General features: G+C 63.1%; 11 protein-coding genes. 5 read left to right on the top strand and 6 right to left on the bottom strand.

Annotation, left to right across the window (positions count from 1 at the left end; genetic code table 11):
• Positions 1 to 448: 448 nt before the first annotated feature.
• From queC to IZU87_RS05920, 4 genes are read left to right on the top strand one after another with little or no spacing between them, the layout of a single operon-like run.
• Positions 449 to 1,192, top strand: coding sequence for a 7-cyano-7-deazaguanine synthase QueC (gene queC, locus IZU87_RS05935; protein ID WP_107336281.1), 744 nt, complete (start codon positions 449 to 451; stop codon positions 1,190 to 1,192).
• Positions 1,192 to 1,884, top strand: coding sequence for a 7-carboxy-7-deazaguanine synthase (gene queE, locus IZU87_RS05930; protein WP_213113979.1), 693 nt, complete (start codon positions 1,192 to 1,194; stop codon positions 1,882 to 1,884). The genes queC and queE overlap by 1 nt, the downstream gene beginning before the upstream one ends.
• A gap of 8 nt (positions 1,885 to 1,892) precedes the next feature.
• Positions 1,893 to 2,792 (top strand): 6-carboxytetrahydropterin synthase, encoded by a 900-nt coding sequence (locus IZU87_RS05925; protein WP_213113978.1) that lies wholly within the window; start codon positions 1,893 to 1,895, stop codon positions 2,790 to 2,792.
• The gene (locus IZU87_RS05920) at positions 2,789 to 3,076 is read left to right on the top strand and encodes a YkgJ family cysteine cluster protein (RefSeq protein WP_213113977.1); all 288 of its coding nucleotides are present in this window, start codon (positions 2,789 to 2,791) and stop codon (positions 3,074 to 3,076) included. The genes IZU87_RS05925 and IZU87_RS05920 overlap by 4 nt, the downstream gene beginning before the upstream one ends.
• Before the next feature lie 28 nt (positions 3,077 to 3,104).
• Here IZU87_RS05920 and IZU87_RS05915 read toward each other — a convergent pair whose 3' ends face one another.
• The 3 genes from IZU87_RS05915 to IZU87_RS05905 all read right to left on the bottom strand — a co-directional run bounded on the left by IZU87_RS05915 (position 3,105) and on the right by IZU87_RS05905 (position 7,129).
• On the bottom strand, positions 3,105 to 4,331 hold the full coding sequence (locus IZU87_RS05915; protein WP_213113976.1) for a CobW family GTP-binding protein: 1,227 nt from the start codon (positions 4,329 to 4,331) through the stop codon (positions 3,105 to 3,107).
• A gap of 225 nt (positions 4,332 to 4,556) precedes the next feature.
• Positions 4,557 to 5,708 carry an iron-containing alcohol dehydrogenase gene (locus IZU87_RS05910; RefSeq protein WP_043331292.1) on the bottom strand — a complete coding sequence of 384 codons (1,152 nt, stop codon included), beginning with the start codon at positions 5,706 to 5,708 and terminating at the stop codon, positions 4,557 to 4,559.
• A 422-nt stretch (positions 5,709 to 6,130) separates the two neighbouring features.
• A complete protein-coding gene (locus IZU87_RS05905; protein ID WP_213113975.1) occupies positions 6,131 to 7,129 on the bottom strand; it encodes an NADP-dependent oxidoreductase in 999 nt (332 codons plus the stop codon).
• A 264-nt stretch (positions 7,130 to 7,393) separates the two neighbouring features.
• Between IZU87_RS05905 and IZU87_RS05900 the strand changes: the two genes are divergently transcribed.
• On the top strand, positions 7,394 to 8,350 hold the full coding sequence (locus IZU87_RS05900; protein ID WP_213113974.1) for a LysR family transcriptional regulator: 957 nt from the start codon (positions 7,394 to 7,396) through the stop codon (positions 8,348 to 8,350).
• A 244-nt stretch (positions 8,351 to 8,594) separates the two neighbouring features.
• On the opposite strand, the gene IZU87_RS05895 is transcribed toward IZU87_RS05900, so the two are convergent.
• From IZU87_RS05895 to lon, 3 genes are all read right to left on the bottom strand, one after another.
• Entirely contained in the window at positions 8,595 to 10,409 is a 1,815-nt protein-coding gene (locus IZU87_RS05895) for a SurA N-terminal domain-containing protein (protein WP_213113973.1), read from the bottom strand.
• A 277-nt stretch (positions 10,410 to 10,686) separates the two neighbouring features.
• Entirely contained in the window at positions 10,687 to 10,959 is a 273-nt protein-coding gene (gene hbs, locus IZU87_RS05890) for a non-specific DNA-binding protein Hbs (RefSeq protein WP_043331296.1), read from the bottom strand.
• Positions 10,960 to 11,136: 177 nt separating this feature from the next.
• The gene (gene lon, locus IZU87_RS05885; RefSeq protein WP_043331298.1) at positions 11,137 to 13,545 is read right to left on the bottom strand and encodes an endopeptidase La; all 2,409 of its coding nucleotides are present in this window, start codon (positions 13,543 to 13,545) and stop codon (positions 11,137 to 11,139) included.
• Positions 13,546 to 13,655 lie beyond the last annotated feature (110 nt).

Genomic DNA, 13,655 nt, shown 5'->3' with positions numbered 1-13,655 from the left:
AGCGCCTCCCCGTCTCGCCTGTCACTTGACGCTGCTCCAGGCGCCATTGCGAGAGCCACTCCCGGAGCCATTCGGCAAGCCACTCAACCAGCTCCTCAACCTGCTCCTCAACCTGCTCCTCAACCTGCTCCTCAACCCGTCATCCCGAAGTTCGTGCCATTAAGGCGAAGCACCAGGTGGACAAGGGTGCAGCACGCAGACGACTCTCTCTACGCTTCGCTAATACTCCGAGTCTATGCCAGCCTGTGGTGCGGGTACCAAGGCTATTTTCTCGCCGACTCAACGCTTGGCTGCCATGGCCGCTTCCGAACCTGGCGACAGGCGACGTATCCGCGCCCCGCACCAGTGCACGAGTGGCATCAAGGCGTGTGGAAGAGTAGGATAGGCGCCCGTTTCGCCCGGACCGGATCCCGGGCGCCGAATCCATCGGTCAAAGAAATTCTCCGTCATGACTCTCAACGTCCAGAATTCCGCTGTCTCCGCTTCTGCCTCCTCTGCAGAGCGCCCCCGCGCCGTCGTCATCTACTCCGGTGGCATGGACTCCTACACTGTCCTGCACCAGGCGCTGAAGGAAGGTTTCGAGGTACATGCCCTCTCCTTCCATTATGGCCAACGTCACTCGCGTGAGCTCGACGTCGCACGCCAGGTCTGCGAGTCGCTGGGCGTCGCCCACGAAGTCGTCGACATTCGCGCCATCCATGGCCTGATCGACAACTCCGCGCTGACCAACAGTGACCAGGCGATGCCCAAGGCCGACTACGACGAGGCCTCCATGACCTCGACCGTGGTGCCCAACCGCAACATGATCCTGCTGTCACTGGCCATCGCCAAGGCCGTCAACATCGAGGCCGAGGTCTGCTTCTATGGTGCCCACGGTGGCGATCACGTGCTCTACCCGGATTGCCGTCCGGAGTTCGTCGACAAGATGAACGCCGTCGCCGCCATCGCCAACTTCTCGCCGGTGGAGATTCGCGCGCCCTTCCTGCACGCGAGCAAGGACGAGATTCTGGCCGCCGGCATCGCCATGCAGCTCGATTATGCCCAGACCTGGACCTGCTACGAAGGCCGCGAACTGGCCTGCGGAGAATGCGGCAGCTGCCGTGAGCGTCTCGAGGCCTTCGCCGCCCATGGGCTGAGCGATCCGCTCGGTTACGAAACGACCGACTCGGCCAAGGGCGCAGGCACACTCTGATGTATACGGTAAAGGAAGCGTTCTACACCCTGCAGGGCGAAGGTGCTCGCGCAGGGCGCGCCAGCGTGTTCTGCCGCTTTGCCGGCTGCAATCTGTGGAGTGGCCGCGAGCAGGACCGCGACACCTCGGTCTGCCGCTTCTGCGACACCGATTTCGTCGGCACCAACGGCCAGAATGGCGGCAAGTTCCGCACCGCAAACGCGCTGGCGGACTTTTTGGCCAGCCTGTGGCCGGAGCACACCGGCATCGCCACGCCCTATGTGGTCTTCACTGGCGGTGAGCCGCTGTTGCAGCTCGACAGTGAGCTGGTGGACGCGATGCACGCCCGCGGCTTCGAGATCGCGGTGGAGACCAACGGCACCGTCGAGCCGCCTACCGGCATCGACTGGCTGTGCGTGAGCCCCAAGGGCGCAAGCGAGCTGGTCCTCACCGGCGGCGATGAGCTCAAGCTCGTCTACCCGCAGCCGGAGGCCCTGCCGGAGCGCTTCGTCAGCCTGGACTTCGCGCACTTCTATCTGCAGCCACTGGATACCGCCGCCCTCGACGCCCTGCCCGCGCCTGCCGCGGCCCGCGAGCATTACCGCGAGGTGCTGGCGTCCGACACGCCGATGAATCAGTGCGTCAGCTACTGCATGCGCAATCCCCAGTGGCAGCTCTCGCTGCAGACTCACAAGATCAGTGGTATCGATTGATGACCGCAATGACTCCCAAGACCCTGTTCGTCAGGGCCCTCACCGCGGTGGATGCCTCGGTGTGGAGCAATACCCGCGGCCTGTACGGCATCAGCCAGCATCTGGACCTGGAACTGGATGGTGCCGTCGGCCATGACGGCATGCTGTTCGACTTCGGCGACGTCAAGCCGTGGGCCAAGCGTATGATCGATCAGGACGCCGATCACACCCTGATCGTGCCCAGTCAGGCCGAAGGCGTGAGCATCACGGACTGCCCGGAAGGACTGTGCCTGCGCTTCACCCAGCCCTATGCCATGGAAGTGCGCGGCCCGCGTCAGGCCTTCTGCCTGCTGCCGGTGACCGAGGTCACCACCGAGGTGCTGGCCAATCACTTCGAGAAGCTGCTGACTCGCCGCCTGCCGCCGCGCGTCGAGGCGCTGCGTGTGCGTCTGCGAGACGAGACCATCGACGGCGCCGCCTACACCTACAGTCATGGCCTGCGTCATCACAGCGGCAACTGCCAGCGTATCGCGCATGGGCATCGCTCGCCGCTGATCATCGAGCGCAATGGTGTGCGGGACACGGCGCTGGAAGCCGAGTGGGCCGAGAAGCTCAACGACCGCTACCTGGCCGAGGAAGGCGATCTGATCGACCGCCCGGGACGTGAGCTGGTATTCAGCTATGAAGCGCCGCAGGGCAGGTTCCGCATCCGCCTGCCGCGCAAGCAGGTCTGGCTGCTGCCGACACCGACCACCATCGAGTGGATCGCCGACTGGCTGGCGCGCCAGATCGCCCTCGACAGCGGTGACAGCATCCGCGTCGAAGCCTACGAGGGCATCAACAAGGGCGCCATCGCGCGCCATACCCCGCAGACGGCGCGCGAGCCGCTCGTCCTTCCCGAGCACGAAGACACGTCCGCCACCTCATGACGCAGACCGCCGCCCCTTCTGCAGAAGCTGCCGCTCCCGGCTGTCGTGCCGGTTGCGGCGGCTGCTGCATCGCCCCCTCGATCTCGAGCCCGATTCCCGGCATGCCCAATGGCAAGCCGGCGGGGGTGCGTTGCGTGCAGCTGGATGACGACAATCTGTGCAAGCTGTTCGGCACGCCGCAGCGCCCGACGGTATGCGGCGACTTCGATTTCGATCACGAGTTGTGTGGCGATTCCCGCGAAGAGGCCCTGCGCCTGATCGGCGAGTGGGAGCGCCTGACGTAAAAAGCGCTTCCTGAGGGAGGTGCTCAGCTCACTCGCCGAAGAAGTTGAAGGGCCTGGCGGCACCGTCGCTGCGACAGGCCAGCAAGGCTGCATTCAGCTGGCGGGAATCCTCAAGCGGCAACGCAGCCACCATCCCTTCCTGCTCCTGGCCCTGCCCATCCAGCGGTGCAATCAGCTCAAGCCGCGAATCCTCGCGCCAACTGGACGGCGCAAGCTCGGCACGCCCATTGGCGCGGTTATAGCTGCGCCAACCATCCTGGGTGTGAAAGATGCCCTTGATGCGCCACTCGCGCGGCAGGCCATCCAGCCATTGGGTCAGCTGATCGAGATCGAAGACCTCGCTTGCGGCGATTCGCCAGCCCAGGCTGGCATGCTCAAGCCCCTCGGCCTGTTCGATCACCGGTGCGCCGGGCAGCGGCATCATGTCTGAGGCGGACGTCTCATCACTGGCCTGCGCCAGACGCGCCCTATCCCGCGCAGCGCGATGGGCGGCCGGCATGCTGATCTCGGGCTGGTCTTCACGCGCTGCGCTTACCTGCCCGCCGCCCTGGCGCTGAGGCGCGCGTTCTGCTGACAGCAGCCAATCGATCAGTGCGACCTTCTGACCGGCCATGCGGGCCTGCGGCGACTGGCTTTCGCCGTCGGCTCTGCCCAGTTCACCGATCCAGCGCTTGCGCGGCCACATCCCCGCCAGAAACTCATGCGCGGCCGCCAGCTGCTGATCGCTCGCCAGATCACGCTTGCTGAGCACCACGCCGCCCGCCAGCGTCAGTTGATCCTGGAAGGTGCCGTGTTCGCGCGTGCGGGTATCGTCCAGTGCGCGCGGGTCCAGCAGGGTGATGACTTCCTCGAGCGCAAGCGCCGAGGCCAGCCCCTCACTGCGCAGCACATCGATCAGCCCCGCCGGATGCCCCAGCCCCGAAGGTTCGATGATCAGACGATCAGGTCGCGTCTGATGGATCAAACTGACCAGCCCCGCCTGCAGCACGAAGGCCAGCTGGCAGCACAGACACCCGCCGGGCAGCCCCTTGACGCTGACATCCTCGCGCCCGGCAAACAGTGCCTGATCGATTCCCACCTGCCCGAACTCATTGACCAGGATCGCCCAGTGCTCATCCGCCGGCTTGGCCGCGACCAATGCCTGGATGAAACTGCTCTTGCCCGTTCCCAGAAAGCCGGTGATCAGATGCACCGGAATCGGAGCTGGTTCCGTCGGGGCGTCGCCACTTCTGGCGCCGCGTGAAGCCACAGACATGCTGAAATCTCCGCAAGATGAAGGACGTGCAAAAGGTTATAGAGTAACAAAAACCGGCCGGCGACGAAGTCTCGTCAAGCGAATCCGGCTTTCTGGCGTGACGCGATCTGGCGGACGGCAAGCTGCAACAAGGGGGGAGACAAGGAGGGAGATACGCAAAACCCCTCGCCACCAGGGGTGACGAGGGGTTTGAGGCTGACACTCGGCCCTGACTGACGCGTGCGATCAGGCAGCGCGGGTCAGGATACGACGCGCCACGTCCGGCGTGATATCGCCGTGCTCACCGATGGCGGTGAAGCCGTGACGGGTCAGGTTGTCGACCAGCTGATCGATGCTGTCGGCACTGATACCGGCTTCGCTCAACGACACCGGCGCGCCCAGACGAGTGAAGAAGTCACGGGTCTTGTCGATGGCGGCGCGCGCGACGCTCTCCTCATCGCCCTCCAGCGCCCAGACGCGGCGACCGTATTGCGCCAGTTTGGCACGCTTGGCCTCGAACAATTCTTCCCACAGCGCCGGCATCACGATGGTCAGGGTGCGACCATGATCGACACCGTGCAGTGCGGTGATCTCGTGACCGATCATGTGGGTGGCCCAGTCCTGCGGCACGCCACGCCCGATCAGGCCGTTGAGGCCCAGGTTGGCGGCCCACATGATGTTGGCGCGCACGGCCAGATCATCCGGCTGACTCAGCACCTTGGGGCCTTCCTCGATCAGCGTCATCAGCAGCCCTTCGGAGAAGCGGTCCTGCACCGGCGCATTGACCGGATAAGTCAGGTACTGCTCGCTGACGTGGATGAAGGCATCGACGACGCCATTCACGCTCTGACGCTCCGGCAGGGTCAGGGTGGTGGCCGGGTCCAGCACCGCGAAGCGCGGGTAGGCCAGCTCACTGAACATCGGCAGCTTGTCGTGGGTCTCGTAGTTGGTGACCACGGCGTTGCCATTGGACTCGGAGCCGGTGGCCGGCAGTGTCAGCACCACACCCAGCGGCAGCGCCGTCTCGGGGTGCTTGCCCTCGGCGAGAATCTCCCACGGATCACCGGCATGACAGGCGGCGAGCGCGAGGAACTTGCTGCCATCGGCGACGCTGCCACCTCCGACGGCCAGCAGATAATCGATCTTCTCGCGCTTGATGACTTCCAGGGCTTCGAGCAGGGTGTGATAGCTCGGGTTCGGCTCGATGCCGCCGAAGCTCCACCACTGACGGCCTTCCAGTGCGGCTTCGATCTGATCCATCACGCCGTTGCGCTTGATCGACCCACCACCGTAGGTGACCAGCACGCGGGCATCCGCCGGAATCTCGTCACGCACCTTGGCGATCTGGCCGGCACCGAAGTGCACGCGGGTCGGGTTCTGATAGGTAAAGTCCTGCATGATGCTCTCCTCGCGAAGTCAGGGGCGACACGGCTACATGAGATGACAGGGCCGTGGTCAGGCGCCACCTGACACAGAGTGATATGTGGGCAAATGACAGATAAACGCGACGACGACGCCACCTGCCCACGAACGATGGTCTGCATTCTAGAGCAGTGAACAAGACCAAAGTAGAGCGCAGACCGCACGTCTTTGGTTCGTGAGAGTCACCAATACTGATGACCAGTGATATTTGACGACCAGTAATGCGTGATGAACAGGAATGCGTGATGGCAAACGCTTGGCCACCCACGCAAAAGGCCCGCCGCAGCGAGCCTTTCGTGACTGCCTGAGCAGCGCGCATACGCGCGGCGTCAGGTGTTCGGGTCTTCAGCCCGGAGCTTCAGTAATGCTGTCGCAGCTCTCAGCACTCAGTTCTAAGATCAGAGACGCACCAGCATCTTGCCCTTGTTGGCACCCGAGAACAGCTTGAGGAAAGCGTCCGGCGTCTGCTCGAGCCCTTCTTCCACCGTCTCTTCGTAGTCGATATCGCCCTTGGCGACCTGCGGCCCTACCTCTTCGAGGAAGCGGCTGTAGTTCTGCCAGTGATCGAAGACGATGAAGCCTTGCATGCGCGCACGGCGGATCAGGATCATCGAGATATTCGAGGGGCCAGGCGCCGCCTCGGTATCGTTGTAGCTGGAGATCATGCCGCAGACGGCGATGCGTGCGCCGACATTCAGGTTGTTCAGCGCCGCCACCAGGCAGTCACCGCCGACATTCTCGTAGTAGACATCGAAGCCGTCCGGGCAGGCTTCCTTGAGCGCCTTCGTCAGCTGCTCGGCGTCCTTGCCCTTGTAGCTGACCGCCTTGACGCCCCGCGCTTCCAGCCAATCGAGCTTCTCCTGGCTGCCGGCGATGCCGACGACAGTGCCGCCCTTGGCCTTGGCCAGCTGCACGGCGAGCGAGCCGACCGCACCGGAGGCCGCGCTGACCAGCACGTTATCGCCCTCTTTCATCTCGGCGATGATGTTGAGGCCGGTCCAGGCGGTCATGCCCGGCATGCCCAGCACGCCCAGGTAGGCCTGCTCCGGCACCTCGATGCTCGGCAGCGGCTCGACCTGGTCACCAGAGAGCTGTGCGATATCACGCCAGCCGCCCATGTGACGCACCTTGTCGCCGTTCTTGAAGCGAGAGTCACGTGACTCGATCACTTCACCGACGGCTGCGCCCTGCAGCGGCTCATTGAGCTCGAAGGGGTCGATATAGGTCTTCACGCCGCTCATGCGGCCACGCATGTAGGGATCGACGGACAGCCAGCTGTTGCGAATGCGCACCTCGCCTTCGCCGAGCTCGCTCAGCTCCTCTTCGCGCAACTGGAACAGGTCGCGTTCCGGGGTGCCTTTCGGATAGTCGGTGATCGTGTAATAGCGTGTCTGCATGCAATGCTCCTTGCGAATGATCTGCTCAAACGACATGTGATCAGAACCGTCATCAGGCCGCTGGGCCGTGGCCTCAACCCTGTGACGACTGGCCGCCGCAAGCGTTGCTCGGCGACGAAGTGCTCCCAGATTACGCGCGCTCCCGATATCACACCAATGACAGAAACTGAATCCCGGTATGCATGAGACTGATATCATGTGCGGTTGAAACTGCACGCTTTCATCCCAGTGACTGGGTCGCTTCACTACCGGGAACCGCTTGCCATGCACCTGGCTGAACTTGCCCGCCATGATCTCAATACGCTGGTCGCGCTGCATACGCTGCTGGAAACCCGCAGCGTGTCGCGGGCCGCTGAGCGCCTCAACCTGAGCCAGCCTGCGGTGTCCCGCACCCTGGGCCGGCTGCGCGAGGCCTTTGATGACCCCCTGTTCGTGCGCGCGCAACGCGGTCTGCGCCCCACCGCCCGCGCAGAGGCCCTCAGACAGCCCCTCGCCCGCCTGCTGCAGGAGCTGGGCGCCCTGCTGGCACCGCCCGAGTTCTCGCCTGGAGATAGCCAACGTCGCTTTCAGCTGGCCACCACCGATTACGGCATGCACGCCTTCGTGGCGCCCCAGATCGCCCCGCTGCACGAGCAGGCGCCCGGCATCCGTCTGGATATCCAGGCCTATGGCGGCAATGTCGAACAGCAGCTGGAAGAAGGCGGGCCGGAGCTTGCGATGTGCGTGCCCACCGCCAGGGTGCCGGCCGGCGTGCATGGTCGCGAGATCGGGGATGACCAGTTCGTCTGCGTGATGCGCAAGGACCATCCGCTGGCAGCGAAGGAGGCCTTGAGCCTGGAGGACTTCCTCGCCGCCAGCCACCAATTGATCAGCATGGGTGGTGATGAGCGAGGCGCAGTGGACCTCAAGCTGGCGGAACTGGGACTGAGTCGCCAGGTCGTCATGCGCCAGCCCCATTTTCTGGCCGCCTTCAGCGTCAGCTGCCACAGCGACCTGCTGCTGTGCGTGCCGGGCTGTCTGGCCATCAGCATGCTCGATCAACTGCCGCTGGCCCTGCGTCCGCTGCCCATCACCCTCAACCGCTTCTCCTACTGGCTGGTGTGGCACGAACGCCTGCATCATGACGCTGGCCACCGCTGGCTGCGCCAGACGCTCTCCACGGGCATTCAGGCCCGTCACCGCGAACTCTCCCAGCGCCTGCGCCAGCGGCTGGGCTCGTGACTTGATACAAGACTCGTGTCCTGACGCCAAGCTCGTGACCTGACGCCACACCCGCACGCAGCCTGGCGGCCTGAGCTTCGATACCTGAGCCTGCGAGGCTTGAACCCAATGACTTGAACCAATGGCTTGAACCAATGGCTTGAACCAATGGCTTGAACCAAAAAAAGACCGCCACCCCAAGGGGTGACGGTCTCATTGGCAGGGAAAGCTGCCCACGCCAGTAGCCTGGCTCATTTGCGCTCGATCAGTTGCGCTCGATCTCGGCACGCTCACGCAGAGATTCCTGCAGGCCCGTGACAGCGGCCTGAGCGCGCAGACGCGTGGCCAGACGCGAGAGGAACTGGTCCATCTCGCCCGGCTCGGCCTCGCCGATCTCGGTCAGAGCGATCAGCGCGATGCCACCACTGAGCGACGCCTTGCCGTAGACCGGCTGGCCATCCTGCGGGTGCGCCAGCGTGAAGGCCTGCTTGACCAGACTCTGCGGCAGCTGGGTGCTGGCCTGACGGCTGACGTCATCAGCCTGCTGCCAGTCGATCCCCTCGAGTGATCCACCCTGGCGCAGCGTCTCCAGACGCTTCTCGGCCAGTGCTTCGAGTGCCTTGGCAGTCTTGTCGGCCTTGGCTTCGCGCTGAACCTGCTGCTTGACCTCATCCAGCGCCAGCGTAGTGGCCGGACGCTGCTCGAGAACGCGCAGCACCAGACGACGGCTGTCATCCAGTTCGATGACGTCACTGTTGTAGCCCTCTTCCAGCACTTCGTCACCGAAGGCTGCCGCCATCACACCCGGCTCGGACAGCAGTTCGTCATCATTTTCCTGCGCGACCCAGTCGGTCTTCTTCAGCGGCAGGTCCAGATCCTCGGCGACGCTGGCCAGATCATCCGCCGCGAAGCTCTCATCTTTCAGCTGCTGCGCCTTCTCGTTGAAGGTATCGCGGGAAGCGGCCTGACGGGCTTGCGTCAGCAGCTCGTCGCGCATGTCCTCGAAGGGTGCGATGTCCAGACCGGTCACCTTGATCAGGTGCAGGCTGTCGCCGGTATCGACGATATCCGAGACCTGACCTTCATCCAGTGCGAAGGCCGCGTCATCGAAGTCTTCACCGAAGATACCGCGGGTGATCACGCCAAGCTCACCGCCGTCCTCGGCCGTGGAGCTGTCTTCGGAGACCTCGGCCGCTACCTTGGCGAAGTCTTCGCCGTTGGCGAGTGCGTCACGTGCGCCCTCGAGCTTGGCACGTGCCGCCGCATCATCGTCACCCTTCTCGACCATGATGTGCGCGATTTCCCGCGGCGCGTCGGCACGCTTGGCCGCATATTCAGCCTTCAGCGTGTCTTCGCTGATATCGCCACCGCTGGCCAGCTCATTCTGGTCCAGCAGCACGTAGGCCAGCTTGACCTGTGCCGGGCGGCGGTAGTTGTCTTGGTGGCTGTCATACCAGGCCTTGAGCTCGTCTTCGCTGACCGTCACCGGCGCATCGAGGTCCGCACTGCTCAGCGTGGCATGGCGGAAGGTGCGCGTCTGACGCTGCAGCTGGCTGAGCTTCTCTTCTTCGCCCGGCAGCACGAAGGCACTGGCGGCAAAGCCGTCGGTCAACTGCTGGCGCAGGGTGTCGCTGCTCAGCTGCTGGCGGAAGGAGGTGGGAGAATAGCCGGCGCTGGCCAGACGATTGCGGAACAGGTCGGCATCGAAGCGTCCCTTGTCGTCCTGAAAGTCCGGAATGCTCACGATCAGTTGATCGAGCTGCGCATCGGACATGTGCAGGCCGCCTTCCTCGGCGTATTGATCCAGCAGGCGGGAATCGATCATCTGGTTGATGATCTGATTGCGTGCTTCGCGCTCCTGTTCCGGCGCTACCTGGCCAGAACGGATGGCACGCTGGACTTCGGTTTCCACCGCCTGACGGCTGATGGTATCGCCATTGACCGTGGCCACGTCGTCACTGCTGGCAGTGAAGGCGCCAATGATCGACTCAACACCAAAGAAGGCAAAGGTGACGACAATGAAACCAACGATCGTCTTGGCCACCCAGCCATGCGACCGGTCTCGAATTCGTTGCAGCATGCAGGCCTCGAACTACAGGGATTGGAATGGCCACAAGGGCCGCGACTCAGTGACTGATGATTATACGCATGCCGCAGACAGATGCAGGTGACTTTGCACGACTGACTGACTCGCCAGGGTCATCGAGCGCTTGCGCCCTGCCGACATGGCCGGGTTCAGCCACAAAAAAAGCGCATCGCCAGGCGATGCGCTTCGATGTTCTGGTGCCGGTTCGGCAGTCATCAGACCACTCCCGAACCGGTACCGCGCCACCGGGTGCCTGCGAAGCAGGCAGACCTCAGTTGACGGCGTCTTTCAGTGCCTTGCCAGCCTTGAAGCTCGGCACCTTGGCAGCACTGATCTCGATCGGAGCGCCAGTCTGCGGGTTACGGCCAGTACGTGCAGCACGTTCCTTGACAATAAAGGTGCCGAACCCGACCAGTGCCACGGTCTCACCCTTCTTCAGGCTATCAGTGACGGTGTCGACCATCGCATCGAGTGCACGGCTAGCTGCTGCTTTCGGAATATCGGCAGATGCAGCAATGGCTTCGATCAGCTCGGATTTATTCACTCTTCACCCCTTGAATTTGCAAAAATTACCAGAAATCAGCGCGAAAATTACGGGTGCTAAACGCGATCGCGACGAAGCGGAGTTTATAGCAACGCCCTCAAACGACTGTCAAGCAACCTCACGCGCAAAACCGCACCACGCCGCCGTTTCGACAGCGGCATGGCCAAAAAAATCCCGTCAATGTGTACTGATCATTGTCTGACGACCACTGGCATCGTCTGAACGAGAATCGTCCTTCTCAGCAGTAGACTTTTCTGCTAGAGCCACCTCAAGCACTTCGTCGATCCAGCGCACCGGCCGAATATCGAGTGCATCCTTGATGGTATCCGGAACCTCCTTGAGGTCACGGCGATTTTCCTCGGGAATCAGCACAAGCTTTATACCACCGCGTCGCGCCGCCAGCAATTTCTCCTTGAGGCCACCGATCGGCATGACTTCGCCGCGCAGGTTGACCTCACCGGTCATTGCCACATCACAGCGCACGGGGCGTCCACAGTAAGCGGATACCATCGCGGTGACCATGGCAGCGCCCGCACTGGGGCCGTCCTTGGGCGTGGCGCCTTCCGGCACGTGAATGTGCAGGTCTTCCTTCTCGAAGCGCTCAGCCTCGATACCGAAGGCCTCGGCACGCGCACGCACCACGGTGTGGGCCGCACTCACCGATTCCTTCATGACGTCGCCCAGTGAACCGGTCTTGCTGACACGGCCCTTGCCCGGTGTGACGACAGATTCGATGGTCAGCAGCTCACCACCGACGGAGGTCCAGGCCAGGCCAGTGACACGGCCGATCTGGTCCTCGGCATCGGCAAGGCCGAAGCTGTACTTGCGCACACCCGCGTAGCGCTCGACCTGCTCGGCCTCAAGGTGCATGGAGGACAGTGCACCCTCCTTTGCCTCGGCGACCACACGCTCACGCACGATCTTGCGGCAGACCTTGGCGAGCTGGCGCTCAAGTTCACGCACACCGGCTTCACGCGAGTAGTAACGGATCAGCTCGAGCACGGAGGCTTCGCTGAAGGTCAGCTCGCCCGGCTTCAGACCATTGGCCTTGAGCTGCTTGGGCGCCAGGTAGCGCATCGCGATGGCCAGCTTCTCGTCTTCGGTGTAACCCGGCAGACGGATGATTTCCATGCGGTCGCGCAGCGGGCCCGGAATGTTCATCGAGTTGGACGTACAGATGAACAGGGTCTCGGACAGATCGTAATCAAGCTCGAGGTAGTGATCGGCGAACTTGTCGTTCTGCTCCGGGTCAAGCACCTCAAGCAGCGCCGAGGCCGGATCACCGCGGTGGTCCATGCCCAGCTTGTCGATCTCGTCGAGCAGCACCAGCGGATTCTTCACGCCCGTCTTGGCCATGCGCTGGATGATCTTGCCCGGCAGTGCCCCGATATAGGTGCGGCGGTGACCGCGGATCTCGGACTCATCGCGCACGCCGCCCAGCGCCATACGGGTGTACTGACGGTTGGTGGCACGTGCGATGGACTTGCCCAGCGAGGTCTTGCCGACCCCCGGCGGACCGACCAGACACAGCACCGGCCCCTTGAGCTTCTTGACGCGCTTCTGCACGGCGAGATACTCGAGGATGCGTTCCTTGACCTCATCCAGACCGTAGTGGTCCTCGTCCAGCACCTTGGCGGCGTGGTCGATGTCGTGACGCACACGCGTGCGCTTCTTCCACGGCACGTCGCACAGCCAATCCAGATAGGTCCGCACCACGGTCGCCTCGGCGGAAGTCGGCCCCATCATCTTGAGCTTGTTGAGCTCCTGAGTGGCCTTCTCCTCTGCCTCCTTCGGCATGCCGGCGTCCTTGATGCGACGCTCGTACTGCTCGACCTCGTTGGGCACGTCATCCAGCTCACCCATTTCCTTCTGGATGGCCTTCATCTGCTCATTGAGGTAGTACTCGCGCTGCGACTTCTCCATCTGCTCCTTGACGCGGGTACGAATGCGCTTCTCGACCTGCAACAGGTCGATCTCCGCTTCGATCAGCGTCATCAGGTGCTCGATGCGGTCACGCACCTTGTCCATCTCGAGCAGCGCCTGCTTGTCATTGATGCCCAGCGACAGATGCGCGCTGATGGTGTCCACCAGACGGCTCGGGTCTTCAATGCCCTGCAGGCTGCCCAGCACTTCGTTGGGCACCTTCTTGGAAAGCTTCACATACTGCTCGAACTGGTTGAGCAGCACGCGCACCAGGGTTTCCTGCTCTCGCTCGGACAGCGGCTGGCTGTCACGCAGCGCGACGTCGGCGATGCTGTGGCCGTCGTCGTGCAGGCGAATCGCCTGGATATCGGCGCGCGAACTGCCCTCGATCAGCACCTTGACGGTGCCATCGGGAAGCTTGAGCAGCTGCATGATGTCGGCAACGGTGCCGATGGCGAACAGGTCTTCCGCCGTCGGGTCGTCCTGGCTGGCTTCACGCTGCGCCGCAAGCAGGATCTTCTTGTCGCCTTCCATGGCCACTTCGAGGGCCTGGATCGACTTTTCCCGGCCGACGAACAGCGGAATCACCATCTGGGGATAGACCACCACATCCCGCAGCGGCAGCAGCGGAAGTGTCAGGGTCTGATCTTCGTTCTGCTCCATGGCAGACGTTCCTCGGTATTCTGTGGGTGGGCCGCCTCACACGGCACTTTGATACTGAGACCATGGGGGCAAGGTCATGATTTTGCAATGATCCCGACACGCCTGGCGGT

This window comes from Cobetia sp. MC34 (genome assembly GCF_018340035.1).
In the GTDB taxonomy this organism is placed as follows: Bacteria; Pseudomonadota; Gammaproteobacteria; order Pseudomonadales; family Halomonadaceae; genus Cobetia; species Cobetia amphilecti.
The sequence above is the reverse complement of the archived record's forward strand: the minus strand, read 5'-3'. Positions and strand labels throughout refer to the sequence as shown.

Excerpts from the sequence above, each read along its gene's own strand:
- queE (WP_213113979.1), top strand. The coding sequence starts at position 1,192 with ATGTATACGGTAAAGGAAGCGTTCTACACCCTGCAGGGCGAAGGTGCT.
- IZU87_RS05895 (WP_213113973.1), bottom strand. The coding sequence starts at position 10,409 with ATGCTGCAACGAATTCGAGACCGGTCGCATGGCTGGGTGGCCAAGACG.
- IZU87_RS05900 (WP_213113974.1), top strand. The coding sequence starts at position 7,394 with ATGCACCTGGCTGAACTTGCCCGCCATGATCTCAATACGCTGGTCGCG.
- IZU87_RS05920 (WP_213113977.1), top strand. The coding sequence starts at position 2,789 with ATGACGCAGACCGCCGCCCCTTCTGCAGAAGCTGCCGCTCCCGGCTGT.
- IZU87_RS05925 (WP_213113978.1), top strand. The coding sequence starts at position 1,893 with ATGACTCCCAAGACCCTGTTCGTCAGGGCCCTCACCGCGGTGGATGCC.
- queC (WP_107336281.1), top strand. The coding sequence starts at position 449 with ATGACTCTCAACGTCCAGAATTCCGCTGTCTCCGCTTCTGCCTCCTCT.
- IZU87_RS05915 (WP_213113976.1), bottom strand. The coding sequence starts at position 4,331 with ATGTCTGTGGCTTCACGCGGCGCCAGAAGTGGCGACGCCCCGACGGAA.
- IZU87_RS05905 (WP_213113975.1), bottom strand. The coding sequence starts at position 7,129 with ATGCAGACACGCTATTACACGATCACCGACTATCCGAAAGGCACCCCG.
- IZU87_RS05910 (WP_043331292.1), bottom strand. The coding sequence starts at position 5,708 with ATGCAGGACTTTACCTATCAGAACCCGACCCGCGTGCACTTCGGTGCC.
- lon (WP_043331298.1), bottom strand. The coding sequence starts at position 13,545 with ATGGAGCAGAACGAAGATCAGACCCTGACACTTCCGCTGCTGCCGCTG.